This window comes from Vreelandella sedimenti, assembly GCF_013416325.1.
Taxonomy (GTDB): Bacteria; Pseudomonadota; Gammaproteobacteria; order Pseudomonadales; family Halomonadaceae; genus Vreelandella; species Vreelandella sedimenti.
The window spans coordinates 244,941-271,002 of sequence record NZ_JACCGK010000005.1; the positions used below are offsets into that span (position 1 = coordinate 244,941).

General features: G+C 52.9%; 32 protein-coding genes. 26 read left to right on the forward strand and 6 right to left on the reverse strand.

Annotated features, from left to right (window positions below; genetic code table 11):
* Positions 1–3: 3 nt before the first annotated feature.
* The 7 genes from rpsF (at position 4) to HZU72_RS07550 (ending at position 4,520) form a co-directional block, all read left to right on the forward strand.
* Entirely contained in the window at positions 4–381 is a 378-nt protein-coding gene (gene rpsF, locus HZU72_RS07520; RefSeq protein WP_007113338.1) for a 30S ribosomal protein S6, read from the forward strand.
* Positions 382–414: 33 nt separating this feature from the next.
* Positions 415–642, forward strand: coding sequence for a 30S ribosomal protein S18 (gene rpsR / locus HZU72_RS07525; protein ID WP_008958980.1), 228 nt, complete (start codon positions 415–417; stop codon positions 640–642).
* Positions 643–654: 12 nt separating this feature from the next.
* Positions 655–1,506: a hypothetical protein gene (locus tag HZU72_RS07530; RefSeq protein WP_133730237.1), complete on the forward strand. Its 852-nt coding sequence runs from the start codon at positions 655–657 to the stop codon at positions 1,504–1,506.
* 15 nt (positions 1,507–1,521) lie between these two features.
* Entirely contained in the window at positions 1,522–1,968 is a 447-nt protein-coding gene (gene rplI, locus HZU72_RS07535; protein WP_133730184.1) for a 50S ribosomal protein L9, read from the forward strand.
* Between the two features lie 260 nt (positions 1,969–2,228).
* Positions 2,229–3,617: a replicative DNA helicase gene (gene dnaB, locus HZU72_RS07540; protein ID WP_009287667.1), complete on the forward strand. Its 1,389-nt coding sequence runs from the start codon at positions 2,229–2,231 to the stop codon at positions 3,615–3,617.
* Positions 3,618–3,738: 121 nt separating this feature from the next.
* On the forward strand, positions 3,739–4,032 hold the full coding sequence (locus tag HZU72_RS07545; RefSeq protein WP_022522725.1) for a hypothetical protein: 294 nt from the start codon (positions 3,739–3,741) through the stop codon (positions 4,030–4,032).
* 185 nt (positions 4,033–4,217) lie between these two features.
* Positions 4,218–4,520, forward strand: coding sequence for a DUF6482 family protein (locus HZU72_RS07550; RefSeq protein WP_180091216.1), 303 nt, complete (start codon positions 4,218–4,220; stop codon positions 4,518–4,520).
* 15 nt (positions 4,521–4,535) lie between these two features.
* Here HZU72_RS07550 and HZU72_RS07555 read toward each other — a convergent pair whose 3' ends face one another.
* Together HZU72_RS07555 and HZU72_RS07560 are read right to left on the reverse strand one after the other, a co-directional pair.
* Entirely contained in the window at positions 4,536–4,883 is a 348-nt protein-coding gene (locus HZU72_RS07555) for a thiol-disulfide oxidoreductase DCC family protein (protein ID WP_328736620.1), read from the reverse strand.
* 48 nt (positions 4,884–4,931) lie between these two features.
* A complete protein-coding gene (locus HZU72_RS07560) occupies positions 4,932–6,530 on the reverse strand; it encodes a cryptochrome/photolyase family protein (protein ID WP_180091217.1) in 1,599 nt (532 codons plus the stop codon).
* A gap of 134 nt (positions 6,531–6,664) precedes the next feature.
* On the opposite strand from HZU72_RS07560, the gene hemH reads away from it, so the two are divergent.
* From hemH to rloA3, 12 genes are all read left to right on the forward strand, one after another.
* Positions 6,665–7,744 carry a ferrochelatase gene (gene hemH, locus HZU72_RS07565; RefSeq protein ID WP_180091218.1) on the forward strand — a complete coding sequence of 360 codons (1,080 nt, stop codon included), beginning with the start codon at positions 6,665–6,667 and terminating at the stop codon, positions 7,742–7,744.
* A gap of 228 nt (positions 7,745–7,972) precedes the next feature.
* Positions 7,973–10,339, forward strand: a complete 2,367-nt coding sequence (locus tag HZU72_RS07570; RefSeq protein ID WP_180091259.1) for a putative monovalent cation/H+ antiporter subunit A — start codon at positions 7,973–7,975, stop codon at positions 10,337–10,339.
* Entirely contained in the window at positions 10,332–10,763 is a 432-nt protein-coding gene (locus HZU72_RS07575; protein WP_180091219.1) for a Na+/H+ antiporter subunit B, read from the forward strand. The genes HZU72_RS07570 and HZU72_RS07575 overlap by 8 nt, the downstream gene beginning before the upstream one ends.
* A gap of 18 nt (positions 10,764–10,781) precedes the next feature.
* Positions 10,782–11,129, forward strand: a complete 348-nt coding sequence (locus tag HZU72_RS07580; protein ID WP_007113325.1) for a Na+/H+ antiporter subunit C — start codon at positions 10,782–10,784, stop codon at positions 11,127–11,129.
* Positions 11,126–12,727, forward strand: coding sequence for a Na+/H+ antiporter subunit D (locus tag HZU72_RS07585; RefSeq protein ID WP_180091220.1), 1,602 nt, complete (start codon positions 11,126–11,128; stop codon positions 12,725–12,727). Before HZU72_RS07580 ends, HZU72_RS07585 begins: the two co-directional genes overlap by 4 nt.
* The gene (locus HZU72_RS07590; protein WP_180091221.1) at positions 12,724–13,197 is read left to right on the forward strand and encodes a Na+/H+ antiporter subunit E; all 474 of its coding nucleotides are present in this window, start codon (positions 12,724–12,726) and stop codon (positions 13,195–13,197) included. Before HZU72_RS07585 ends, HZU72_RS07590 begins: the two co-directional genes overlap by 4 nt.
* The gene (locus HZU72_RS07595; RefSeq protein ID WP_022522735.1) at positions 13,197–13,466 is read left to right on the forward strand and encodes an MrpF/PhaF family protein; all 270 of its coding nucleotides are present in this window, start codon (positions 13,197–13,199) and stop codon (positions 13,464–13,466) included. The genes HZU72_RS07590 and HZU72_RS07595 overlap by 1 nt, the downstream gene beginning before the upstream one ends.
* Entirely contained in the window at positions 13,459–13,863 is a 405-nt protein-coding gene (gene mnhG, locus HZU72_RS07600; RefSeq protein ID WP_007113321.1) for a monovalent cation/H(+) antiporter subunit G, read from the forward strand. The genes HZU72_RS07595 and mnhG overlap by 8 nt, the downstream gene beginning before the upstream one ends.
* Positions 13,864–14,059: 196 nt before the next feature.
* Positions 14,060–14,194 (forward strand): DUF2256 domain-containing protein, encoded by a 135-nt coding sequence (locus HZU72_RS07605; protein WP_180091222.1) that lies wholly within the window; start codon positions 14,060–14,062, stop codon positions 14,192–14,194.
* A 71-nt stretch (positions 14,195–14,265) separates the two neighbouring features.
* Positions 14,266–15,711, forward strand: a complete 1,446-nt coding sequence (locus HZU72_RS07610; protein WP_180091223.1) for a DASH family cryptochrome — start codon at positions 14,266–14,268, stop codon at positions 15,709–15,711.
* 86 nt (positions 15,712–15,797) lie between these two features.
* Positions 15,798–17,066, forward strand: a complete 1,269-nt coding sequence (locus HZU72_RS07615; RefSeq protein ID WP_180091224.1) for a lytic murein transglycosylase — start codon at positions 15,798–15,800, stop codon at positions 17,064–17,066.
* Between the two features lie 41 nt (positions 17,067–17,107).
* On the forward strand, positions 17,108–17,677 hold the full coding sequence (gene rloA3 / locus HZU72_RS07620) for a retropepsin-like aspartic peptidase RloA3 (RefSeq protein ID WP_180091225.1): 570 nt from the start codon (positions 17,108–17,110) through the stop codon (positions 17,675–17,677).
* Positions 17,678–17,696: 19 nt separating this feature from the next.
* On the opposite strand, the gene HZU72_RS07625 is transcribed toward rloA3, so the two are convergent.
* Entirely contained in the window at positions 17,697–18,410 is a 714-nt protein-coding gene (locus HZU72_RS07625; protein WP_180091226.1) for a 16S rRNA (uracil(1498)-N(3))-methyltransferase, read from the reverse strand.
* A gap of 136 nt (positions 18,411–18,546) precedes the next feature.
* Between HZU72_RS07625 and phaR the strand changes: the two genes are divergently transcribed.
* From phaR to HZU72_RS07660, 7 genes are all read left to right on the forward strand, one after another.
* Entirely contained in the window at positions 18,547–19,053 is a 507-nt protein-coding gene (gene phaR, locus HZU72_RS07630) for a polyhydroxyalkanoate synthesis repressor PhaR (protein ID WP_180091227.1), read from the forward strand.
* Positions 19,054–19,120: 67 nt separating this feature from the next.
* Positions 19,121–20,407, forward strand: coding sequence for a phosphoribosylamine--glycine ligase (purD, locus tag HZU72_RS07635; protein ID WP_180091228.1), 1,287 nt, complete (start codon positions 19,121–19,123; stop codon positions 20,405–20,407).
* Positions 20,408–20,447: 40 nt separating this feature from the next.
* On the forward strand, positions 20,448–20,885 hold the full coding sequence (locus HZU72_RS07640) for an acyl-CoA thioesterase (RefSeq protein ID WP_180091229.1): 438 nt from the start codon (positions 20,448–20,450) through the stop codon (positions 20,883–20,885).
* Positions 20,885–21,757: a phosphoribulokinase gene (locus HZU72_RS07645; protein ID WP_133730200.1), complete on the forward strand. Its 873-nt coding sequence runs from the start codon at positions 20,885–20,887 to the stop codon at positions 21,755–21,757. Before HZU72_RS07640 ends, HZU72_RS07645 begins: the two co-directional genes overlap by 1 nt.
* A gap of 110 nt (positions 21,758–21,867) precedes the next feature.
* A complete protein-coding gene (locus HZU72_RS07650; RefSeq protein WP_180091230.1) occupies positions 21,868–22,209 on the forward strand; it encodes a histidine triad nucleotide-binding protein in 342 nt (113 codons plus the stop codon).
* Between the two features lie 39 nt (positions 22,210–22,248).
* Positions 22,249–22,890, forward strand: a complete 642-nt coding sequence (gene coq7, locus HZU72_RS07655; protein WP_180091231.1) for a 2-polyprenyl-3-methyl-6-methoxy-1,4-benzoquinone monooxygenase — start codon at positions 22,249–22,251, stop codon at positions 22,888–22,890.
* A 71-nt stretch (positions 22,891–22,961) separates the two neighbouring features.
* Positions 22,962–23,120: a DUF1328 domain-containing protein gene (locus HZU72_RS07660; RefSeq protein ID WP_180091232.1), complete on the forward strand. Its 159-nt coding sequence runs from the start codon at positions 22,962–22,964 to the stop codon at positions 23,118–23,120.
* A gap of 95 nt (positions 23,121–23,215) precedes the next feature.
* Here HZU72_RS07660 and ettA read toward each other — a convergent pair whose 3' ends face one another.
* The 3 genes from ettA to HZU72_RS07675 all read right to left on the reverse strand — a co-directional run bounded on the left by ettA (position 23,216) and on the right by HZU72_RS07675 (position 25,890).
* Positions 23,216–24,877, reverse strand: coding sequence for an energy-dependent translational throttle protein EttA (ettA, locus tag HZU72_RS07665; protein WP_009287680.1), 1,662 nt, complete (start codon positions 24,875–24,877; stop codon positions 23,216–23,218).
* A gap of 168 nt (positions 24,878–25,045) precedes the next feature.
* A complete protein-coding gene (locus HZU72_RS07670; protein ID WP_180091233.1) occupies positions 25,046–25,273 on the reverse strand; it encodes a PA3496 family putative envelope integrity protein in 228 nt (75 codons plus the stop codon).
* Between the two features lie 182 nt (positions 25,274–25,455).
* Positions 25,456–25,890: a PAS domain S-box protein gene (locus HZU72_RS07675; RefSeq protein WP_180091234.1), complete on the reverse strand. Its 435-nt coding sequence runs from the start codon at positions 25,888–25,890 to the stop codon at positions 25,456–25,458.
* Positions 25,891–26,062 lie beyond the last annotated feature (172 nt).

Sequence of the window (26,062 nt, forward strand, 5' to 3'; positions counted from 1 at the left end):
CCCATGCGTCATTACGAAATCGTGTTTATGGTCCACCCGGATCAAAGCGAGCAGGTGCCGGCAATGGTCGAGCGCTACACCAGCATCGTTACCGAAAACAGCGGCACTGTGCATCGTCTAGAAGATTGGGGCCGTCGTCACTTGGCTTACCCGATCAACAAGATCCACAAAGCCCACTACGTGCTGATGAACGTTGAATGTAGCGGCGAGACCCTCGACGAGATCGAGAATATCTTCCGTTACAACGACGCCATTATCCGCAGCTTGGTTGTTCGCTGCAAAGAAGCTGTTACCGAAGCTTCCCCGATGATGAAACCGGCAGAAGAAAAACGTCCGCGTCGCGAAGAAAAACCGCGCGCTGAAGAAGAAGAAACTGCCTGATTTTATTCACTGCACGTTTTAAGGAGCTAGTCCATGGCACGTTTTTTCCGTCGCCGTAAGTTTTGCCGCTTCACTGCTGAAGGCATCAAGCAGATCGATTACAAAGATCTGGACACGCTGAAGGCTTACATCACCGAAACCGGCAAGATCGTTCCAAGCCGTATTACCGGCACCAAAGCACGCTATCAGCGTCAGTTGGCGACCGCTATCAAGCGTTCGCGTTATCTGGCACTGCTGCCCTACTCCGATAGCCACCAGTAAGCGTTTAACGTGATGCTGGCACTAGCCCGATGGCTAATGCGGGGCACGCCTTACGCTGCAGGCGGGGCGGCCTTAGCAACGCTAGTGCCTTGGCTGTTCTGGTTAGGTGCAGCCATAGCCGCATTGATGACGCTGCGCAGAGGCTTTGCCCCTGCGCTACCGGTCATCATCGCTGCAGCACTACCAGCCGGTTGGTGGTGGGCTCAGGGTGACGTGATTCCGCTTGCCAGCTTACTGCTGGTTACGCTGATGGCCGTTATCCTGCGCGAGAGGATGCGTTGGGGGGAAACCTTGATTGTGGGGACGTTGGTCGCCGCTGTCATGGTTCAACTCGGCATCTTCAGTCCGCCAGGTGGCACTGAGCTAATGCTTGAGCAGTTGCGAGAAGGTTCAGAAGAAGTGGATCGGATGCTCACGGAATTTGCCAATCAAGGCTACGATACTCAAACCATTGCCGCACTGGTGGTGGGTGGAGTAACCGGCCTTGTGGTGCTGTTGGCAGCCATAGTGTGCTTGGCTCTTGCACGGAGTTGGCAAGCTGGGTTGTACAATCCAGGTGGCTTTCGTGAAGAGTTTCACGCACTGCGCTTGACCCCTAAAGAGCTGGCCGTGCTGGTCGTCATTGGGGTGATAGGTATGCTGCTAGGCGCTCATGCGCTGGCGATGCTTGGTTGGATTCCGCTGTTGGTAGCTGGCGTTGCGTTAGTGCACGGGTTTATTGGAATAAAGGGGATGAACGGGCTGTGGCTGGTAGCATTTTATGTGCTACTGATCACGACCTGGCCCACGATTCTCATTGTGCTGCTGTTGGGGCTGATTGATACATTCGCGAACGTTCGCGCACGCCTTGCCCGCAGCAACTGACAAGAGGTTTACGAGATGGAAGTCATTCTGCTCGACAACATTGGTAAGCTGGGCGGCCTGGGTGACAAGGTCACCGTGAAGCCTGGTTATGGTCGTAACTACTTGGTGCCTTACGGCTTAGCCGTACCGGCCACCAAAGACAACATCGAAGCGTTTGAGGCGCAGCGTGCTGAGCTCGAAGCGCAAGCCGCTGAGCGTAAGGCAGAAGCCGAAGCGCGCGCTGAGCAGCTAAACGACATCGAGCTGTCTTTGGTTTCCAAAGCAGGCGATGAAGGCAAGCTGTTTGGTTCTATTGGTCCGCGTGACCTGGCCGACGCGATTTCTTCTGCTGGCATCGATGTTGCCAAAAGTGAAGTCCGTATGCCGAATGGCCCGATTCGCCAAACCGGCGAATACGACATCGCCCTTCACTTGCACGCTGAAGTGGATGCCGTTGTACGCGTAGTGGTAGTTGCAGAGTAATTGAGAGAGTAATTAAGTTAGTAACGACGTAAAGTCGTTACTAACTGCAGCTAATACAGCTGCCTCAAAAGGCGCGGGGTTTCTCCCGCGCCTTTTGTTTTTCTGGATATTCGCTATTTTTTTGGACGTTGCCAAAACTATCCAGCCCATCCCCCGCTGGGTATTTTAAGACAACGTCTTGATCATGTTGGTAGTCGCACCGCATGCGGCTAAGATAAGTATCTTCACCGGCTACGCAGTAGTGTTTAAAGGAGCTCGCTATGCAGGACCAGCCTTCTGCTGATACAGAAACGGCAGCGCTAAAACTGCCGCCGCATTCATTAGAGGCGGAGCAATCGGTACTAGGCGGGCTCATGCTAGACAACCAGGCCTGGGATAACGTTTCCGAGCGGTTGGTCGCTGATGACTTCTACCGCTATGAGCACCGTTTAGTGTTCAACGTGATGATTCATCTGGCTGAAGCCGGTCAGCCGCTGGATGTGGTGACGCTTTCTGAAGCGTTGGAAGCGCGCGATCATTTGGATACCGTAGGAGGCTTGGCGTTTCTGGCCGAACTTGCCCGTAACACGCCTTCTGCCAGTAATATTCGCGCCTATGCTGATATCGTGCGTGAGCGGGCAACGCTGCGCAAGCTGATCCGTGCGGCTAATCAAATTGCCGATAGTGCCTTTACCCCCCAGGGTCGCCCGGCTGATGAATTGCTCAATGAAGCCGAGCGATTAGTGTTCCAGATTGCCGAGGAGCGTCCCAAAACGGGTGGCCCTATTGGCATGAGCGATCTACTGACCAAAGCGGTTGATCGTATTGATGAGCTGTTTAATCTGAAAGGTGAAATGACCGGACTTTCCACTGGTTTTCGTGACCTGGATGAAATGACCACCGGGTTACAGCCTTCAGATATGGTGGTCATCGCTGGACGGCCCTCGATGGGTAAAACGACCTTCGCTATGAATCTGGTTGAGCATGCTGTTATTTCCAGCGACAAGCCGGTCATGGTGTTCTCCATGGAGATGCCCGCAGAGTCGCTTATGCTGAGGATGCTGTCGTCCCTGGGCAGGATCGATCAAACCCGCGTGCGGACCGGGCAACTGGAAGACGAGGATTGGCCGCGCTTAACCTCCGCGGTTAATCTGCTCAAAGACAAACAGCTGTTTATCGACGACACCGCGGCCTTGTCACCCAACGAGATGCGCTCAAGGTTGCGCCGTGTGGTGCGTGAACATGGCAATATCGCGCTGGTTATGATCGATTATCTTCAGTTGATGCAGATTCCAGGTTTTAGTGAAAACCGTACCGGTGAGATTTCCGAGATTTCACGGTCCTTGAAGGGGTTGGCGAAAGAGTTTAACTGCCCAGTGGTGGCACTTTCGCAGTTGAACCGTTCCTTGGAGCAGCGTCCCAACAAGCGTCCGGTCATGTCGGATTTGAGGGAGTCTGGAGCGATTGAGCAGGATGCGGACGTTATTGCCTTCGTTTATCGCGATGAAGTCTATAATCCAGATAACCCCGACAACCAGGGTATTGCTGAGTTAATCATCGGTAAGCAGCGTAATGGCCCTATCGGCACGGTGCATATGGCCTTTATCGGCAAATATACCCGCTTTGAGGATTTGGCCCCGGATAGTTATGGTCAAGCGTTCGGCGATTAGGTTTTTAAAGACTGGTTTGTGAAGACGAGTTTGTAAAGACAGCTTTGTGATGAGTCACTTGAGGATGGGGGACGAACTCGTATAATGCCCCACCCACGATATGTAAAAACGGGAGCAGCAAATGGCAGGTGGATTTCGGCGCGGTAACCGGCAGCGTCTTCCTAAGTTAGAAGGTCGCGGTGAGCTAGAGGCGATAGAGCGCGAAGGCCCTTTTAAAGAGTGGCTGGGTATGCCGGATCTTTATCGCTACCATTTAGTGGTCGCGGGCGAGAAGTATAGTTACCAGACTGAAGATGGTGAGCTGCCTGTGACGGTGGGAGATAAGGTCGTATTCCGCTACAAAGAGACTAAAGGCGGCAACTGGATTGACCGTAATTCGCTTGGTAAAGCCATCGACCCCTCTGAATATCAATGATTGATTGATATCTTGACCTTCCGGTCAGGAACTCTCTTGCGATATTGACCTCCTAGCTATTAATGTCTAGTTATTGCTTATTTTCATTACATTGCAATGACGGGGCAACAGAAGTGTCATGGGGCGCAGTCATGCTGTGCCCTGATGACATAACGTATGAAATAGCCAAATAATAGGAGGGAGCCATGGAACTTAAGGATCTTAAGCAATTTGTCGCCAATCACGACAATTTTGAAATTCGCGTGATTACCCATTCGGGCAGCCGTTTTTATCAGGTTGAGCTGGAAGACGTTGAAGGCGAGCGCCATATGTTGACGCAGCGTGCCAAGCCGATGCTGTTTCGCTCGCTGGATGATGCCTATATGGATCTCAAGCGCGCCGGGATTCATCGTGCTTACCTGGTACAGCATGTGCCACACGATGAAGTGATAGGCCGCGATGCACATTATAGTGAGCCGCTCACATCGCGTATGCCGCTTGTTTTTTAACGCTGTTCACATCCATCAACATTTAGTCTGACGCTTTTCCCACCACTGCCCAAGCCAAATTCGGCGACGGGCAAAAAATCGGTAACCGGCATTCATTATGCTGTGTACTCCCGGTAAGCACGAAAACCTCACCAGCCGCCGATAGCCCAACACTGCATAGAGGGCACGGCTGGCATCCATGCCGATATACCATTTCCCTGGGCTATCACGCAGGTGCAACTGGCCCATCATGGCGTTAAATTCTTGCCCATACACCTGAGCGTTAAAATCACGTGCCTGAATATCTACTAACGCGATGTGTTCCCGAGGGCGATGCTTTTCCAGCCACGCGACTTCCTGCTGGCAAAAGGGGGCAGTGGCCATCGTGAAATAGCGTAACCGGTGGGGCAGCATGAAGCGGCGTGTAGCGGCTCATGGTGACTCCTGTTTGGTATTACTTGTGGTAGCCGCATAACCTGCAGTGTGGCAGGGCTGCCCATAGCCAGGCGATGTTTCCAGTTGATCCAAAAAATGCTCAGCCTGTTGGCGGATAGCCTCACGCTTCTCATCGGCCATGCGGTTGAGGGAGCCGTAAATCAGCTTCATACGTGGGTTCTTACTCAGGCGCTCAGCGTTGGTTTCAAGGAAGTGCCAGTAAAGGCTGTTGAAAGGGCAGGCCTTTGCCCCCGTGACCTGTTTGGGCGAATAGCGGCAGAGCTGACAATGGTCGGACATTTTGTCGATATACTTACCCGAAGCACAATAAGGCTTAGAACCCATTAAACCACCGTCGGCATGGAGCACCATCCCCAGGGTATTAGGCAGCTCTACCCACTCACTGGCGTCGGCATAAACCGCCAAGTACCAGTCGCATAGCGCCTCAGGTGTAACCCCACATAGCAGGGCGAAATTGCCTGTGACCATCAGTCGTTGAATATGGTGGGCGTAACTATTGTCGATGGTCATCTGAATAGCGCTCTGCAAGCAGCGCATATCGGTATCCGCGTCCCAGTAAAACGCTGGCAGATCGCGCTCAAAACCTAGCTGATTAGCACCTTTGTAGCTGGGCATCTGCGTCCAGTAGAGTCCGCGCACATACTCGCGCCAGCCAAGAATTTGACGGATAAACCCTTCGACGGCGTTGATCGGAACATCGCTGTCGTGGTAGCGCTGCTCGGCGGCTTCGCAGACTTCATGGGGTGACAGTAAGCCGATGTTCATCGCAGCTGAGAGACGCGAATGATACAGATACGGCGCAGAGTCGCTGATCGCATCTTGATAGCGGCCAAAATCAGCCAGCCCATGGTCTATAAAATGGTGTAAATCCACCAGCGCCTGTCGACGGGTGACGGGCAAATTGAAATTATCCAAAGACCCCATGTGATCGCCAAAATGACGTTTGGCATCGTTGAGCGCTTCTTGGGTGAGTGCATCCTGACGATGTTGAGGTAGCTCAGGGAAATCCAGTGCGGCTTTGATAGGTTGGCGATTGTCGTGGTCAAAATTCCATTTGCCGCCGATGGGCTCGTCACCCTCCATCAAGTACCCGGTACGTTTGCGCTGTTCTCGGTAAAAGTATTCAAGGCGCAGCTGTTTGCGTCCGCTTGCCCATTGGCTAAAGTCATCGGGTGTGGTGAAAAAGCGCTCATCCTCAAGTAGTCGCCACGGAATCGTTGCGTTTTCGCGCTGCTGCATCGTCTCCCATAGCCGCCATTCGCCAGGTCGGGCAACGCGTATCTCAGCGCAGCCATACTGTTGGGCGATGCGTTCAGCTTCCTCAATAAGGGAGTGGCAGTTATCCGCATCATCCAGCGCGCTGTAATGTACTTGAAAGCCTTTTTCGCGCAGTGCTTGAGCAAAGTGACGCATAGCGGCCAAAAAGAGGCCAATTTTATGGATATGATGGGGTACATAGCGCGCCTCTTCGGCAACTTCGCATAGGGCAACCACGGCATTGGCGGGCGCGTCTTGCAGCGTTGTGAGTGAAAACGAGAGCTGGTCGCCGAGCACCAAAAGCAAAGGCTTGGACATAAGTTGGCCTTTAGTTATACAAATAATGCCGATAGTATAACTTTATACCGCCACTTTGCCGAAAAGTGATAAGATTTAATTAATTGATAGATAGATGTACTGAGCACCATCGTTATTTTTCAGGAGCATGAGTAATGACCGAGAATGTCGTCAAGGATCAGCCGGGCGAGGGCCGCCTGGCCCATGCACCCAGCGATCATCCGCCGGTAGCGCGCGCGAAGGTGGGTGTTGTGCTGGCAAACCTGGGAACCCCGGATGCCACCGACTACTGGTCAATGCGTCGTTACCTCAATGAGTTTCTTTCTGATAAGCGCGTGGTCGATTATGCCGGTTGGAAGTGGCAACCGTTGCTACAGCTGATTATTTTAACTAAGCGTCCGTTCTCATCGGGCAAGGCCTACCGGGGAATTTGGAATAACGAGAAAAACGAAAGCCCGCTGCTAACAACGACGCGCGCTCAGACCGAGAAGATGACCGCACGGTTAAAGGCGCTTTACGGTGATGATGTCGAGGTCGATTTCTGCATGCGCTACGGTAACCCCTCGACGGAAAGCGTGCTAACGCGTTTAAAAGAGAAGGGCTGCGAGCGAATCGTGTTTTTCCCGCTCTATCCTCAGTACGGTTCGCCCACCACGGCGACTGCGAATGATCAGGCGTTTCGCACCCTGATGAAGATGAAGTGGCAGCCTTACATACGTACGGTGCCCGCTTATTTTGAACATCCTGCCTACGTTCAGGCCTTGGCCAACTCTGTGCAAGAAGCCTACGACGGTTTCTCGACCCGGCCGACCAAGCTGGTTGCCAGCTACCATGGCGTTCCCGAGCGCTACCTGATGGAGGGTGATCCTTACCACTGTCAGTGCCAGAAAACGACGCGCCTGCTCCGCGAGAAACTTGGTTTTAGCAAAGAGGAAGTGGATACCGCTTTCCAGTCGCAGTTTGGCCCCGAGAAATGGGTCGGCCCGCAAACCGTTAAGCATGTGGCCGAACTCGCCGAGCAGGGGCATAAACACATTGCGATTATGTCGCCTGCCTTCTCTTCCGACTGTGTTGAAACCTTGGAAGAGATCGAAGAGGAGATCCGCGATAGCTTTATGGAAGCGGGTGGCGAAACGTTCAGCTATATACCTTGCCTGAATGATCGCGATGACCATATCGAGGCACTGTTAGCAGTCATCAATATTGAATTAGCAGGATGGCTATCGGCCCCCTAGCTTACTATTTGCCGTGAACATCAGCTCACAACAGCCGCAGTGTGCATTAGGGCGCCTGCGGCTGTTTGCGTTTAAGGGTTTGGCTGGTCAGCCAAAACTGACTGTTATAAGGTGTACAACTTTAGAATCACTATTATTCAACGCTGGCATGCCAGTGATAAGGCACGATGCCTGGGCTTTAGCCGCTGTCTGATGGTGAGCCTTTCGTTATTCAGGAGGTTTCGCTTGATACAATTCGTCGTTTTAATGGGTTTCGTACTGGCGGCGCTATCGCCAATGTTAAACCACTGGTTCGGTCAGCGTACCAGCCTAGTACTGGCCCTATTTCCTGCCGGATTGGCGGCGTGGTTGGCACTTCAAGCCCCTGAGGTCATTGAGAACGGTAGCCTGCTTTTAGAGTGGCAGTGGGTGCCTTCTCTGGGAATCAGTCTTACCTTCCTGTTGGACGGTCTATCGTTGCTCTTTGGGCTATTGATTACCGTTATGGGGGCCTGCGTGCTGGTATATGCCGGCGGCTACCTTAAAAATCACCCTGATCTTGCTCGATTTCACATCGCCTTGGTCGCCTTCATGGTGTCGATGCTGGGGCTGGTACTAGCTGATGGCCTATTAACGCTATTCGTTTTTTGGGAATTGACCAGCATTACATCCTATTTGCTGATTGGTTTTAACCACGCTGATATCAATGCACGTAAATCAGCGCGGCAGGGCTTATTCGTTACCGTGGCGGGCGGGTTAGCATTAATGGCTGGGCTGGTGCTGCTAGGGATTGCCAGCGGTAGCTGGTCTCTGGCAGAGATTCTCGATCAGGAGGCTGACCTGCGTGAACACGCACTCTATACGCCTATGCTGATCTGTTTGCTGCTGGGTGCCTTCACCAAATCGGCTCAATTTCCGTTTCACTTCTGGTTACCCAACGCCATGGCGGCGCCGACTCCGGTTTCGGCTTACCTGCACTCGGCAACCATGGTGAAAGCGGGTATTTATCTGTTGGCGCGCTTGCATCCGGAGCTGGGTGGCACAGCAATGTGGGTCGGCATTCTTTCTGTGGTCGGCGCGACCACTATGCTGGTCGGCGCGTTTTTAGCGATTCATCACACCAATATTAAAAAGCTGCTCGCTTACTCGACCATTATGGCGCTGGGCACGCTGACGATGCTATTGGGCATCGGTACCGAGTACGCGATGACCGCGTTTGTTACGTTTCTTTTGGCGCACTCTCTCTATAAAGGGGCGCTGTTTATGGTTGCCGGTATTCTGGATCATGAAACCGGCACTAAAGATGTCACTCAGATGGGGGGGCTACGCTCGCTGATGCCGGTAACCGCTACTATTGCCTTGGTTGCCGCACTTTCGTTTGCTGGTGTGCCGCCGCTACTCGGCTTTATCGGTAAAGAGCTGATGCTTGAATCAGTACTTGGCGCTGATAGCTTCCGGACACTACTGATACTGTTCGCCTTTCTGGCATCTATTTTGACTATCGCCGTTGCTTTTATTGTGGCGTTACGTCCTTTTTACGGTAAACGTCACCAAACCCCGCTTGAACCTCATGAGGCGCCGTTTAGCATGCTAATAGGGCCTGCATTGCTCGCGATGGTGTCGCTCCTGTTGGGCTTGATCCCCGCTGTGCTGGGTGCCGATGCGTTGTTAACGGCAACCGCCACCGCTATATCCGGGCAAACAGTAGAAGTGGCGCTGTCGCTTTGGTATGGCATTAATGTCGCGTTGATAATGTCGATCGTTAGCCTTGGCTTAGGCTTCTTACTGTTTAAGCGTTGGGACACTGTACGTGGCAAGCTTTCTGTGTTGGCACCGGTGATGCGTCATGGCCCCGAGGCCGGATATGAAAGCATCATGAATGGCATTGTGCACTTCTCGGAGTGGCAAACGCGGATACTGCAAAACGGCTATATGCGGAACTATATTCTGGTGATGTTAATCACGCTCATCGCGCTCATCGGTAATTCAATTCTGCTGCGCCACTCACCGCAATTCGCCTTTGACCTGGATGTACGCTTTCATGAGGTAGTCGTGGCGGGGAGTATGGTGATGGGGGCTCTGTTCGCGACTATTTCTCGATCTCGGCTGGGGGCAGTGGTATCTGTTGGGATAATGGGGTTCTCTATTGCACTGATTTTTATTCTGTTTAGTGCGCCGGATTTGGCGATTACCCAGCTGCTAGTGGAAACCTTGACGGTAATTTTGCTGGTGCTGGTGCTGTTCCGCCTGCCGCGTTTTTCGAATCTTTCCACCAGTCTGGAGCGCATACGCGACGGCGCGGTGGCCGCTATGGTGGGTATCTTGATATGTCTACTGATTATGACCTCGTGGAGCATTCAACAATTTGAACCGATTTCGACCTATATGATTGAGAACAGCGCGCCTTTGGCTTATGGCCGCAATATCGTTAACGTCATTTTGGTCGATTACCGTGCCTTGGATACGCTAGGCGAGATGTTTGTATTAGCCCTTGCTGCAATCGGTGTTATCGCCATGTTAAAGCTACGTCATGGAGATGAACGTAATGGCGAAAGCAACAACACGAAAACCACCGACAGCAGTAAAGTGGCTGCCAAGGAGCCTTACGATGGTTAAGTCAGGCACGATTATTCTTAATACCGCTGCGCGTTTTTTAATGCCGCTGCAATTGCTGTTTTCTGTTTTCTTGCTGCTGAGAGGGCACGATGAGCCGGGCGGTGGATTTATCGCCGGGTTAGTGGCGGCGGGGGCGTTTACGCTGTATCTGTTTGCCTTTGGTGTAAGTGCCACCAAAGAAGTGCTGCGCATGGTCGACTCTCGCGATTTGATCGGCGTTGGCTTGCTGCTGGGAATGATTTCAGTGGTTCCGGCTTGGTTTATGGGCCAGCCCTTTTTGACCGCTCAGTGGTGGACTATTCCCGTTATCGACTTTAAGGCCTCCACGCCGCTGATTTTCGATATAGGCGTCTATTTCGCTGTGCTGGGTTCGGTCACCGGTATGGTGATGACACTTATGGAGGTCGACAAGGATGAACCTTGAGTTAACAGGAGGCACAGCATGGAACCATTAATGGCAGTGGCGATTGGCCTGCTGTATGCGACGGCTATTTTTATGATGTTGCGCCGCTCTATCGTCAAGCTGGTGATTGGCTTAATGCTGCTCTCTAATGCCGCCAATTTACTGATTTTTACCACGGCGGGTATGACCCGTGGAGCACCTCCGCTTATCCCAGAAGGGATGATGCAGCCGCCTAGCGGCGTGGCCGACCCCTTACCGCAAGCAGTTGTGCTGACGGCGATTGTGATTGCTTTCGGGGTGCTCGCCTTTGCAGTGGTATTGATTCGACGCGCCTATGAAGTCGTTAAGGCCGATGATCTCGATAAGATGAAGGATACTGATACGTGAGGCCTGAAGTTGCTCTTCCCGTCCTCTTGCCCTTGCTATCAGGGGCAATTTCTTTGTTGTTTTGGCGCTCACGTGCAATGCAGCGTTTTGTGGCCGTAGCAGGCAATATTGCACTGCTAGTAGTTAGCTTGTGGCTGTTTGTATCCACGCTGTCGGATGGCTACGTCACGATGCAGATGGGGAGCTGGCCAGCACCTTTTGGGATTACCTTAATTGCCGACTTGCTGAGTGCGGTTATGGTATTAATGACCTCGATTATCGGCTTGGCAATGGGTATCTACTCGCTGGCCACCACTGGCCGCGGCCACGAAAAATTTGGTTATTACCCGTTAATGCATTTGCTGCTTGCTGGGGTGATGGGTGCCTTTTTGACCGGCGATATCTTTAACCTCTATGTATGGTTTGAGGTAATGCTGGTGGCTTCCTTTGCGCTACTGATTTTGGGGGGAGAGCGCGCGCAGATGGAAGGGGCGATTAAGTACGTCACCTTGAACCTATTGGCATCGGTCATCTTCCTGACCGCGGTGGGGCTACTCTATGGCATGGTGGGTACACTCAACATGGCCGACATTGCGTTGCGTATGGATGAGGCAGAGCACACCGGTATGGTGGAAGTGCTGGCGGTCATGTTTATGGTGGCCTTTGGCATCAAAGCCGCCGCCTTTCCGCTATTCTTCTGGTTGCCAGCTTCGTATCACACTCCACCGGTCGCTGTTTCAGCACTGTTTGCCGGGTTGCTCACCAAGGTGGGGGTGTATGCGATGTTCCGTGTCTTCACCCTGATGTTCGATCAAACCATGGGCTATCTCCAGGAGATTATGCTCTGGGGTGCTGGTTTCACCATGGTAACAGGCGTGCTCGGCGCCGCCGCCCAGCATGAGTTTAGGCGAATCCTGTCGTTTCATATCGTCAGCCAGATTGGCTATATGATCTTAGGCTTAGCTCTTTACACACCTTTGGCGATCGCCGGTGGCGTGTTTGCCATCGTGCATAACATGGTCGTGAAGACCAATCTCTTCTTGATCAGTGGTATCACCCACCGTTTGCAGGGAACCTATCAGCTTAAAAAAATGGGCGGTTTATACCGAGAACGTCCTTGGCTTGCCGTGGCGTTTTTTCTTTCTGCCTTCTCGCTGGCGGGGATACCGCCGCTGTCAGGCTTTTTTGCCAAATTCGTGATTGTGCGTGCGGGCCTGGAAGTTGAAGCCTATGTGGTGACCGGTATTGCACTGGCGGTGGGATTAATGACGCTTTATTCCATGGTGAAAATTTGGAATGAAGTGTTTTGGAAATCGTTACCCGAAGATAACGACGTGCCTGAGACTGCTACGCCCACTGGTGACGACGGTCGGTTGTTAAAGCCCAGCCTGTGGATGATGTATTTGCCGGTAATGGTGTTGGCGTTATTTTCACTGCTCATTGGTGTGCTTGCAGAGCCTATCATGTGGGTGATGATGGGCATTGGTGATCAGTTGTTCGAACCTTCAGGGTATATTGAGGCGGTGCTAGGGGTTGCAGCCAGTGCAGATGATGTGCTGCTGGAGCCGGCATCAGGGGGAGCTGCACCTGAGGTTAATGCCGAGGAGGAAGCGCCATGACCGGGGCCATTTGGAACCTATTGTTAGGGCTCGCATGGGTGTTGTTAAGCGGCGATTTCAGCGGTTTAAATCTCCTTGTCGGGTTAATATTTGGCTATATCACCCTGGTACTGATTGAGCCTCAACTCGACTCTTTGAAGGGCTACCCAGCACGCGTGCCGCGCTTTATTGGTTTTATTGGTTTTTTTCTTAAGGAACTAGTTCAAGCCAATTTGCGTGTCGCTTTTGACATTGTAACCCCGCCTTGGCATATGAAGCCTGGGGTCATCGCGATGCCGCTTTCCGCACGCACTGAAATGGAAATCACCATGGTGGCTAATCTCATTTCGTTGACACCCGGCACGCTGAGCCTGGATGTGTCTGATGATCGTAAGGTGCTGTATATCCATGCGATGTTTTTAGACAACGAGGAAGAACTACGGCGCAACTTAAAAGAGATGGAGCACCGGGCTTTGGAGCTGTTTCGCTAATGGATACCGTTATTCTTATCAGCCAGGTGATTATGAGTCTGGCACTTATCTTCACCTTTGTTCGCGTAGTGCGCGGCCCGAGTCTGCCTGACCGCGTCGTAGCTTTAGAGCTATTTTCCACCACCGTAGTGGGCCTGGTTGGGGTTTATGCCATTAAGTCTGACGTGGCTAGCTTTCTGGATGCCGCCATTGTGATCGCATTAATGGGATTCTTAGCGGCTATTGCGTTTGCGCGCTTTTTGGAAAGGGGAGGCCCAAGGGATGATTGATTTCATAAAGGGCGCGTTAATCATTGGTGGTGCACTATTTATACTGCTTGCCTCAGTCGGATTGCTGCGTTTGCCTGATTTGTTAACCCGCATGCATGCCACTACCAAGGCCGCAGCGCTGGGTGTCATCTTAATTATGTTGGCGGCAGCCATGCACTTCGCCGAAGTGGGTATCGTGGCACGCTCGTTCGCTATCATCGTGTTTATCCTGATGACCGCCCCAGTGGCGGCTCACGTGATTGGTCGAGCTGGGTATTTTGTCGGCTCCAAGCTGTGGAGTGGTACCGTAAAGGATGAGTTGCGCCCGAACTATGATCCCTTAACCCATGAGCTTAAAAGTGGCCTGGAAACCCAGGAAAACGCCAAGCGCCAACCCCGCGAGACAGACCCTGACTAGCCTCTCAGCGGCCAACATTTTGACAACCACTATTGAGCCACCTTCGGGTGGCTTTTTGCGTCTGGGGCAGGGATACCTAAAGCATGTCTAATGAGTTCAATCGAAGTATAGTGTGTATAATAAATAATGTACAATAATTGTACTGTATAAGATAATTTGTCCATGTTTTACACCAAGCCATGCGAAAAGTGTGACCATGCGAAGCAAACAACATCTTCCGCAGAAAAATTGCGTTCATTGTCAGCGTCCTTTTACCTGGCGGAAAAAATGGGCGCGCTGCTGGGACGAGGTGCGCTACTGCAGCGAGCGGTGCCGTCGTAGTGCCAAGTAGCTAAGTAGCCACGCAAGCCAAGGTGATAGCACCAAGTTCTGGGCAGTCATGTACCCCTAGGAGGCACAAGCATGTACAGCACGATTGATATTGTCTGGTTGCAAGATGATCTGCGCATTGCTGACAACCCTCTTTTGCACTTCACCTCTCCTCCTAGCTACCTGCTGTGTCTCTATGTGTTAGACGAGCAGTGGTTCTCCCCATTATTTGATGGTGAATCGACACCGCGCATTGGACCTGCCCGCTTGCGCTTTTTATGGCAGAGCTTAATGGAGTTACGTGGTGAGCTTCTGAAACGTGGCAGTGACCTGCTGGTACGGATTGGTAAGCCCAGTGATGTGGTGATTGAACTGGCGACAATGCTTAACGTAAGACAGGTACGTGTTGCTGACCATGCGGGGGTCGATGAAGCTGCGCATATTCAAGCGGTTGAGCAAGGCTTGCCCAGTCAGACGGCGCTGGAGTGCATAGAGAGTGGGCGGCTGATTGATCGACAGGTACTGCCTTTTGAGCGGGAAGCGCTGCCTGGGAGTTTTTCTGCCTTCAGGCGCAGCGTGGAGGGTGTATGCACGGTTCCTGCCAGTCGCTGCGCTCCTGTCACGCTGCCCCCCTGGCCGGAAGCGGCAAGGGGATTCCCACCGCTAAAAGCGGTTTGTGAAATGAGTGCTACCTGGCAGCCCGATTCGCGTCAAGGTTACGCCTATGGGGGGGGAGAGACGGCTGCGCATGTGCGCCTGGACAACTACCTATGGCGCCAGCAGGGTGGTAAAGCGTACAAGAAAACCCGCAACGGGCTATTGGGGGCTAATTTTTCAACCCGCGTTTCACCCTGGCTGGCGCGGGGTTGCCTGTCAGCTCGTCAAGTCTATGAGGCTGTGAAAGCGTGGGAAGCGGAAAACGGCAGTAATGAGTCAAGCTACTGGATTAGCTTCGAACTGCTCTGGCGGGAGTATTTTATCCACGCCGCTCAGTTGGAAGGGGCGCAAATGTTTGGCTCACGCCAGACTGACCAGCCGTGTGTCGCTTTCGATGCTTGGCGTAACGGCACCACGGGGTTGCCGTTTGTGGATGCCGCGATGCGGGAACTACTCCACACTGGCTGGCTATCCAATCGCGCACGACAAAATGTGGCCAGTTTTTTGGTTAACGATTTAAAGGTTGATTGGCGCATGGGAGCGCTATGGTTCGAGCACTGCTTAATTGATTATGACGTAGCCAGTAACTGGGGCAATTGGCGCTATATTGCTGGCGTTGGGCGTGACCCGCGTCAGGATCGTTACTTTAATGTGCTCAAACAGGCGGGCCATTACGATCCCCAGGGGCTCTATGTTGCTCACTGGCTGGAGCAGCTCGAAACACTGCCCAATGGCCTGGAGCGCCATCAGCCATGGCGTGCAGACCCCTTAGGGTTTGATGCTCCCTGCGTTGTGCCCGAGCAGTGGGAGAGATGGCTAATTCCTCTCTGTGAAGTAGGCACTTTAGCCGAGTCGCCCGCTGTGGCGAGCGCTATAAAGTAATTATCACCTTCGGTCAGACCCTAGTATCTACCTCTTTTCTAGGCCATCATTCCAGATATGCCAAGGACTGCCTAAGGATCGATATAATGTCTCGTAATTTCACTATTGGGTGGCGTTGCAGCCCTCTTGTTTATGTTTCCATAGTCGCAGCGCTAAGCGCTCCTTTTGCGGCAAGCGTGGCGGTCGCTAACCCTCAGCTAATGTCAGAAGTCGATACCCAGGCTGCTTCTGAGGTTAGCTACGCTAATTTTCAGCAGTGGCTTCGAGATTTTCGCCTGTACGCTGCAGGCCAAGGGATCAGCGAAGCCACGCTAAGCAACGCCCTGGATGGTGTTCGTTATCGTGAGCGTGTGATTGAACTCGACGGCTACCAACCCGAATTTGTTCGCCCTATTTGGGAGTATCTGGATACCGCGGTTTCATCCACGCGTATTACTAACGGTCAAGAAAAGCTGGCTGATCACCGTGACACTGCTCAGCAAATGGAGCAGCGCTATGGGGTGCCAGCAGAAATAATCGTCGCCATTTGGGGCATCGAAAGTAACTATGGCAGTAATTTTGGCGATTTTTCGACGTTGGAGTCCCTGGCCACGCTGGCTTACGATGGTCGACGCCGTGATTTTGCCCGAGGTGAGCTGCTCGCGGCGTTACGGATTATTGATCAAGGTGATATCGCTGCTGAAGACATGAAGGGCTCCTGGGCTGGGGCGATGGGACATACTCAGTTTATTCCCAGTAGCTTTGAAGCCTATGCCGTCGATGGCGACGGTGACGGTCGGCGCGATATTTGGGACAGCATCCCCGATGTCATGGCATCAACGGCCAACTATCTTGACCGAGCCGGATGGCAAACCGGTCAACCCTGGGGTATTGAGGTACGCCTGCCCGAAGGGTTTGATTACGCCCAGACCGAACGACGCAGCAGTGCCGAGTGGCGCAACCAAGGCGTTCAGGCGCAGCAGGGCGAATTGCCGAACTTCGATAGCGCCGCTATCGTGGTACCCGCTGGCGCTAATGGCCCTGCATTTTTAGTAGGTGCTAATTTCCGTGCGATTTTACGCTATAACAATGCCACCAGTTATGCTCTGGCCGTCGCGACTTTAGGCGATGCGATCGCTGGACGCGAAGGCATTCAGCACAGCTGGCCGCGGGATCAAGCGCCACTCACCCGTGATGATGTTCAAGAACTTCAGCGCGCGCTGAACCGTGTAGGATACTCAGTAGGTGGTGCTGACGGCGTTATGGGGCCCAACACCCGGCAAGGTTTGCGGAACTTTCAGCGTGATCAAGGGTTAATACCGGATGGGTTTGCGACCCAGGCGTTGCTTGAACAGCTACGTCAGCGTTCGCAGTAGGCAGTGTTTAAAGGGTGCTTCTACTTTCCAAGGATGATGTTATGCAGTTGATAGGAAAGATGTTTTTTAACAGAGTGATGTTAGGTGCCGTGTTGGTAGGTTCTGGGCTGTCCGCTTCCACAGCGATGGCAGATGATGATCAGGTATTCGGCTGGGTTGAAAAGGCCACCCTGCAACCCTGGGATATCGAGGTGAAAGCCAAGCTCGATAGCGGGGCATTAACTTCCTCGTTAGACGCCCGGGATATTGAGATGTTTGAGCAGGATGACGAGGAATGGGTTCGCTTTCGGTTGAAGCTTGAAGATCAGGCAAGCGGTGAAGTGTTCAGCGATCAGATTGAACGCCCGCTCTATCGAGAGCTATCCGTGCGTGGTGCAGGCGGTCGCGACGAGCGCCCTGTGGTGTTGTTGGAAGTGTGTATGGGCGACACCATTTACGAAGAACAGTTTAGCCTACGTGACCGTGAAGAAATGAACTATCCGCTGCTGCTCGGTCGTCGTACCATTAGCCACCTTGGCATGCTGGATGTGCGTGAGACCTTTTTGCAGGAGCCAGAGTGTGGGGAAAATGCGACCGTTGTGCCCCACGATCCAGAAGATGAACAGTCCTAACTTGCCTATCGATAAACGCTTAAAACAGCCGTGATAGAAGCGCGGTCACGGCTGTTTCAACGCGTAGAATGCGCGGGCCAAGATGCATGCCCTCGCAGCCTGCTAGCATTAGTTGCTCTACCTCCCAAGCAATAAAACCACCCTCTGGGCCTACCAGTAGCAGGGTAGGTTCATTTATGCCTCTTGGGCAGGCGTTGGGCATGCCAGGATGGGCTACCAGTCCGCGGCGTTCGCTGAGTAAGCCAGGCAGTTGCTGCTCCAAAAAAGGACGAAAGCCTTTACTCAGGGTGACGGATGGTAGCTGGGTGTCGCGCGCTTGCTCTAAGCCGAGTACCAAGTGCTGGTGGATTTTGTCCGGGCGTAACTCAGGGGATTGCCAGTAGCTCTTCTCAACCCGTTTAGTATGTAGCAGGGTGATGTCTTTGACGCCTAGCGCCGTCACATGCTCTAACGTACGCGCCAACATACGTGGGCGAGGCAGAGCCAATGCCAAATGAACGGGTAACGGTGGCGGCGGTAACTCATCAAGGTTTTCCAATTGGAAATACGCGCGCTCAGCGGTGAGCTCTTTTATCTTCGCTTTGCCCATGGCGCCGCCTTGAACACCCACAGTGAGCAGGTCGCCGGGTGCCGATCGATGGATATCGCGAAGGTGTTTTAGTCGGCGTGGATCGGTGATGCAGACGTGGCCGTCACTGGTGAGATCGTTGGGATTGAGCAGAATCAAATTCATAATGATGGTCTATTGGTCACAAAGCAGGCACGGTACGCCTTGCTAAACTATTAAGGTGGCTTGCATAGGCGCGTGGTGCAGGCACAATATCAGTAACGGGAATAAAAAGTCCCTATCGCGTTTAAGGAGATGCGCCGTGCGCGTAATTCGTAAATATGCAAACCGCAGGTTGTACGATACTCAGCAGAGTCGTTATGTGACGCTGGAAGACCTGCGTCGTTTAATTATCGAAGAAGAGCCGTTCAGAGTGGAAGACGCCAAAAGCGGAGAAGACCTGACGAGGACTATTCTGCTCTCTATCATTATTGAGCAGGAGCAAGCGGATAGCGAAGCGGAAGTGTTTTCAAACGACCTGCTAGCGCAGTTGATCCGGGTTTACGATATGACTTCACCGTTGCCGCTGTCGCGTTACCTCGAACAGGGTACGCAACTGATGTTGGAGCAGCAGAAACGTTTGCAGAGCCAGTGGAAACAGGCAATGCGCAACACGCCGTTAGAATTTATGCGTGAGCTCGCCGAAGAGAACATGCGCTTTTGGCAAAATACCTTGAATCAGCCGGGTCAAGCCGATGAGTCGAGTGATACTGAGCAGCCTGAGAACGATAGCAACGATACCAGCAAAGATAACAAACCCTCCTCCTGACCCCACTTGGTGCTGCGCTGTGGCATAATGCCGCCGATATAGGCTCTCCCGTTTGAGAAGGATGCACATGAAGGTTTTGATGATAGGCGGCGGTGGTCGCGAGCACGCTCTGGCTTGGAAATTGGCGCAATCTACCCAGGTTGAGCAGGTCTTTGTCGCTCCTGGTAATGCTGGCACCGCGACGGAAGCGAAGCTGACCAACTTAGCGATTGCAGCAACGGATCTCGACAGCCTGGTCGCTTTTGCCCGTGATGAGCAGATTGGCTTGACCGTGGTGGGGCCGGAGGCTCCCTTGGTCGAAGGTGTTGTTGACCGTTTCCAAGCGGCCGGTCTGACTATCTTTGGCCCTACTCAGGCGGCCGCTCAGTTGGAAGGCTCAAAATCATTTACCAAGGACTTCCTGGCCCGTCATGATATTCCTTCGGCTGACTACCAAACGTTTACTGACGTAGACCCTGCGCTTGCCTATTTAAGCAAAATGGGCGCACCCATTGTGATTAAAGCGGATGGCCTGGCAGCGGGCAAAGGTGTCATTGTGGCGCTGAGTGAGGCCGAAGCTGAGGCTGCTATTCGCGATATGCTGGAAGCCAATGCCTTCGGCGATGCAGGCGCTCGCGTGGTTATCGAAGAGTTTCTGGAGGGCGAAGAGGCGAGCTTTATTGTCATGGTGGACGGCGAGCATGTTGTACCCATGGCTACCAGCCAAGACCACAAACGCGCTTATGATGGTGATACCGGCCCTAATACCGGCGGTATGGGCGCCTATTCACCAGCGCCTGTGGTCACACCCGAGGTTGATGCACGTATCATGGAACAGGTCATTCTGCCCACCGTGCGGGGCATGGCTGCGGAGGGCAATGCTTATACAGGGTTCTTATATGCAGGCCTGATGATCGACGCGGCGGGTAACCCCAAGGTTATTGAGTACAACTGCCGCTTTGGTGATCCTGAAACTCAGCCAATCATGCTGCGCTTAACCTCTGATTTCGCTGAGCTTTGCTTAGCGGGTGCCCAGGGCAAGCTGGCCGGGCAACGCTGCGAATGGGATTCCCGTGCAGCGGTGGGCGTTGTGCTGGCGGCCGGAGGCTACCCTGGCAGCTATCGCAAGGGTGATGTGATTCACGGCTTAGCCGCGGCTGAAGAAACGGGCTGCAAAGTGTTTCACGCCGGTACCGCGCAAAATTCCCAGGGCGAGATTATCACGGCAGGTGGCCGTGTGCTGTGTATAACGGCATTAGGCAATAGCGTGTCAGCTGCGCAGCAGCAAGCGTACCAAGGCGTTAATGCTATTCACTGGGACGGCGTCGAGTGTCGCCGTGATATCGCCTTCAGGGCGATTGCCCGAGAGGAGTAAGCACGCCTTACGCTAAGCTAATACTGACGAGGAAACAGGCATGGAGCGTGTCAAGCTGGACTTTCCCGCTGAGGCGGTTATACACCGTCACCCCTTGACCGTGCGGGTAACCGATATGAACTATGGCCGTCATTTGGGGCATGATGCGCTGGTATCACTGCTCCACGAGGCGCGCATTCAAGCCTTTGCTGCACTGGATCTACCTGAGTGGGATATGCATGGATACCCTTCGGTGGTTGCTGATCTCGCCGTTCAGTATCAAAGTGAAGCGCGCTGGCCCGATGGGCTAACGATTGCCACCGCTGTACTCGAACCTCAAGGCAAGGCGTTGACGATCTATCAGCGCATTTACCAGGCAGATTCTCAGCAGTTAGTCGCTACCGCACAGATCAATCAGCTACTGATTGACCTTGCTACTCGTCCTGTCGAAGTACCTGAGCAGGTTAAACAAGCGCTTTCCCACGCGAGGTGTGGCTGATGTCTCGGGAGTATCCGATTATCGCGGTAACCGGTTCCTCTGGGGCGGGTACCACCACCGTGAAGCGCAGCTTTGAGCGCATGTTTCTGCGCGAAGATGTGCATGCAGCAATGGTCGATGGCGATGCCTTTCACCGCTATACCCGTGATGACCTGCACCGCATCTTCCGAGAAGAGCCAGAGCGCAAAGACGAACTTTCGCATTTTGCCGTAGAGGCGAATTTGCTGGATCGTCTGGAAGGGTTGTTTAGTGAGTATGGTGAACACGGTTCGGGTACTTTTCGGCACTATATCCATGCTGAAGATAAGCAAAAAATTGAAGCAGGCTGTCGGGTAGGTACTTTCACCGAGTGGCAGTCGCTGCCCTGTGGTACCGACCTGCTGTTTTATGAAGGCTTGCACGGTGGGCTGGTCACTGAGGAGTATGACATTGCCCGCCATGTGGATCTGTTGGTTGGTGTGGCGCCAACCATGAATCTTGAGTGGATTCAAAAGATCGACCGTGACACCAAGCTGCGGGGCTACTCACAAGAAGCGGTTATTGACACTATCCTGGGTCGGATGGATGACTATGTGCGCTACATACAACCGCAGTTTTCGCGTACTCACATCAATTTTCAACGTGTGCCCACTGTCGATACCTCTAACCCCTTTGAAGTGCAGGATATTCCCACCGACGCTGAGTCATTCGTGGTCATCCGTTTTCGTGATCCCTCCACCGTTGATTTCCCTTGGCTGCTGGCGATGATTAAGGACTCATTTATGACCCGTCCCCACACGTTGGTGGTGCCGGGGGCGCGGATGTCGCTGGCGATGGAGTTGATTCTTGCCCCCTTGGTTAGGCATCTTCTTGCGCAGAGACGCTTTCGTTAAAAGGTCGCGAGTTGAAGCTACTCCCACCGATGCAATCCATCGTAGCAATCATCAGACTGGCAGAGATAGTTCGACACTTAAGTGGCAAGTAGTTAATAAAGGAGAGCTGTATGGATTGTCTTTTTTGCAAAATCATTAACCGTGAAATTCCCGCTGATATTGTTTATGAAGATGACCACGTGTTGGCATTCAATGATATTGGTCCTCAGGCGCCTACTCATCAACTGATCATTCCTAAAAAGCATATTGCCACGCTCAATGATATCGATGAGGTTGATCTTGCCACAGTAGGGCGGCTTCAGTTTACCGCCGCCAAGCTTGCCCGCGAGCAGGGGTTTGCTGAAGATGGCTATCGCGTGGTGATGAACTGCAACGAAATGGGCGGACAAACGGTCTACCATATTCATATGCATTTACTCGGTGGGCGCGCATTCACATGGCCTGCCGGTTGAGCTCAGCAGATCGCTATCGCAAGTCAATGGAGCGTTGCCATGGATCGTCAACAGAGTCGTTCAGATCGCCTGATACATCAGTTCGATACCGTTTTACGTACGCTTATGCCGCACGCTGCTTCGCCGCAGCGCACCAGCCCTGCTGAAGGTGTGGCCGAGGGAACGCTCGATGATCAAGAACGCCGCCATGCCGCAGGTTTAATGCGTATTAACCATACTGGTGAGGTGTGTGTTCAAGCGCTTTATCAAGGGCAGGGCATGACCGCTAAACTTCCGCATGTGCGCCACCAGATGGAGCAGTCGGGGCTAGAGGAGATCGATCATCTCGCCTGGTGTGCTGAGCGTCTAGAGCAGTTGCAGAGCCGAACAAGCTGCCTAAACCCGCTGTTTTATGCCGCTTCCTTTGGCATTGGCGCGGCTACTGGGGCGGTCAGTGATCGTATTAGTTTGGGATTGGTTGCCGCGACCGAAGAGCAAGCAGGTAAGCATCTTGATTCACACCAACAGTCGCTACCCCGTGGCGACAACCGCTCCCACGCCATACTGCGCCAGATGGCCATTGATGAAGCCCACCACGCGCAGCTTGCCTTAGAAGCAGGGGGCGTTCGCTTTCCGGCACCGGTGAAGTGGGGCATACGGCTGGCCTCTAAGGTAATGACTAAAAGCGTCTATCATCTCTGAGACATATTCACGCTGCATAATGGGTTAAGTGGCGGTGCAGGGAAGTCGTTACCAAGGAGAGAAGTAAGAAGATGCTAGGCAATGCAGTGCTGTTTTTAATTATCGCGATCATCGCCGGGGCGGTCGGTTTTTCTGGCATTGCTGGGGCGGCGTCCACCATTGCGCAAATTTTGTTTGTGCTGTTTCTTATTTTGTTTCTTGTGTCATTTTTTACAGGCCGCAGTCGTTAGGGCTTTGCGCTAATGTCAGTGAAAACACAAACTAAAAGGCCCCGCAGGGCGGGGCCTTTTGCTGTCAGTATTGACTGCCAGCGTGATGCTAATGATTAAGCATCAATACGCTTATACTTCATGCGCTTAGGTGTATCGTTTCCGACCCGCTTTCTATGATCCTCTTCGTACTCCGCGTAGTTACCTTCAAATAAGACCACTTCAGAGTCGCCTTCAAAGGCCATAATGTGCGTGGCGATACGGTCAAGGAACCAACGATCGTGAGAGATCACCATAGCGCAGCCTGGGAAGGCCAGAAGCGCGTCTTCCAGTGCCCGCAGGGTTTCAATATCCAGGTCGTTAGAGGGCTCATCGAGCAGCAACACGTTAGCGCCTTGCTTGAGCGTTTGGGCAAGCTGTAAGCGACCGCGTTCACCACCGGAAAGCTCCGACAAACGCTTCTGCTGGTCGTTACCCTTAAAGTTGAAGCGACCCACATAGGCACGCGAGGAGACTTCGTAGCCGTTAATATTAAGAATATCCTGACCATCCGAAACGGCTTCCCACACGCTCTGCTTGTCATCTAAGCCGTCGCGTAGCTGTTCGACGTAAGCGATATCGACCGTTTCACCCACCAGGACTTCGCCTTCGTCCGGCTGCTCTTTACCGGTGATCAGTTTAAAGAGCGTCGATTTACCCGCACCGTTACCACCGACGATGCCAACGATCGCACCCTGGGGAATGGTGAAGGAGAGGTTCTGGTAGAGCAGCTTGTCATCGAAGCGTTTAGCCACATCGCGAAACTCAATGACGTTATCACCCAGGCGTGGGCCAGGCGGAATATAAATTTCATTGGTTTCATTGCGCTTTTGGAAGTCGCCAGACTGCATCTCTTCAAAGCGGTTTAGGCGTGCTTTGCTTTTGGCCTGGCGGCCTTTGGCGTTACTGCGCACCCACTCAAGCTCTTGCTTGATAGCTTTCTGGCGCGAGGCTTCCTGCTTGGCTTCCTGATTCAAACGCTGATCTTTCTGCTCCAGCCACTGGGAGTAGTTACCCTCGAAAGGGATACCTTGGCCACGATCAAGCTCCAAAATCCAACCCGCCACGTTATCCAGGAAGTAGCGGTCGTGGGTGATCGCCACTACTGTACCGTTATAGTCGTGAAGGAAGCGCTCTAGCCAAGCCACCGATTCTGCGTCTAGGTGGTTGGTAGGTTCGTCAAGCAGCAGCATATCGGGGCTGGAGAGCAGTAAGCGGCAGAGTGCTACACGACGGCGCTCACCACCTGAGAGGTTACCCACTTTGGCATCCCAGGGGGGGAGTCGCAGTGCTTCGGCAGCAACGTCAAGCTTGCGTTCCAGGTTGTGCGCATCAGCAGCTTCAATAATATTTTCAAGCCGGGCCTGCTCGCTGGCTAGCGCATCAAAGTCGGCGTCGGGCTCTGCGTAGGCCGCATACACCCCATCCAACTTCTCTTGTGCATCTTTGATCGCCCCCAGTGCTTCTTCGACGGTGTCGCGGACGTTTTTCTCGTCGTCTAGCTGCGGCTCCTGTGGAAGGTAGCCAACATTGATGCCAGGCATCGGACGAGCTTCACCTTCAAACTCTTTATCGACACCGGCCATAATGCGCAGCAGTGTGGATTTGCCCGAACCGTTAAGCCCCAGCACGCCGATTTTGGCGCCAGGGAAAAACGAGAGCGAAATATCCTTGAGAATTTGCTTTTTGGGCGGCACTACTTTGCCAACCCGGTTCATGGTGAAAACGTATTGCGCCATGGAGATCCGTTAAGTTGTTGAAAAGAAGAAAGCGACAGCAGCAGGCTGCTGACTCTTATTGCTGGCTGAAGAGTGATGATAGTGGTCTGCACCAGGAAAGGCTAGGTTACTTGAGGTGTTGGCTAGCCAGGCCTACTCATTTGCTGAGAAGGCCAAGCTGCTCAAGGATTACTCTTCTTCATCCCAGTCATCTTCGATGGCGCGCTGAAGTCGTCGCTCTTCCAACCACGCTTCGACTTGGCGCCGCGCGCGTAAGCTGTCAGCTTTGCTCGGTTTACTTCTGCCGTAGTGGTCGTCATTGACGGCGTCTAAGCTTTCGAACTCATCTGAGTCGAGTGTTTCGTTGCCTAAGGTTTCATGACTTAGGGTCTCACGACTTAGGGGATCACGGCTCATGTGATGTCCTCCAACCCAGCCGGCGTGCCGGCGTAACAACGGCTTCACGTGAGTACATGTGCAGTTTATTAAACACATGCCAACTGTAAAGTGAAGCGCCTAGCGCAATTCAAGCGCCTTGCCGCTATATAACGCCAGTTGGGATGAAGTTCAAGCTTTATAGTTTTTTTTAGTGAGAAAGTTTAGCTGTTTTCTCGCTGCTTTTGTAACTCCACTAGCGCAAGCTGCGCTTCTACACGCTCCGTTACATCTTTTTGCACGCCAATGTAATACATCAGCTTGTCTGCTTCGTCATAGACCGGCGTAATGGAAAGTTCATTCCAAAACATGGTGCCATCTTTGCGATAATTGCGCAGTACTTCTCGAGAAGGCCGACCCTCGTTTAGCGCATCTCGAATGGCGACAAGCGCGTCCTGGTCGCGGTCTTCGTTCTGTAAGAAGCGGCAATCGCGATACAGAATTTCATCAGCACTATAGCCCGTTAAGCGCTCAAAGCCTTTGTTGACGTAGATGAGGATATTTTCATCCCCTTCCTGTTCGGCAACGACAATGCCGTCTTCCGAGGCGTCAACAATACGTTCGAGCAGTTCTGGACTGATCAATGGAGATCGTTTCATCAAGGGGTTCCTGTTGCAGCTCCAATCCTTTCCGTTGTTCACAGTCGCTTTCGCCCATGAGCTAACAGAATTTCCAATCACTTATTATAGGCAGCATAGCAAAGGCGCCACTACATCACTGCTATTCGGCCCTATCATGGCGAGCGTTGTCACGCATTGCAATCGCGAACGC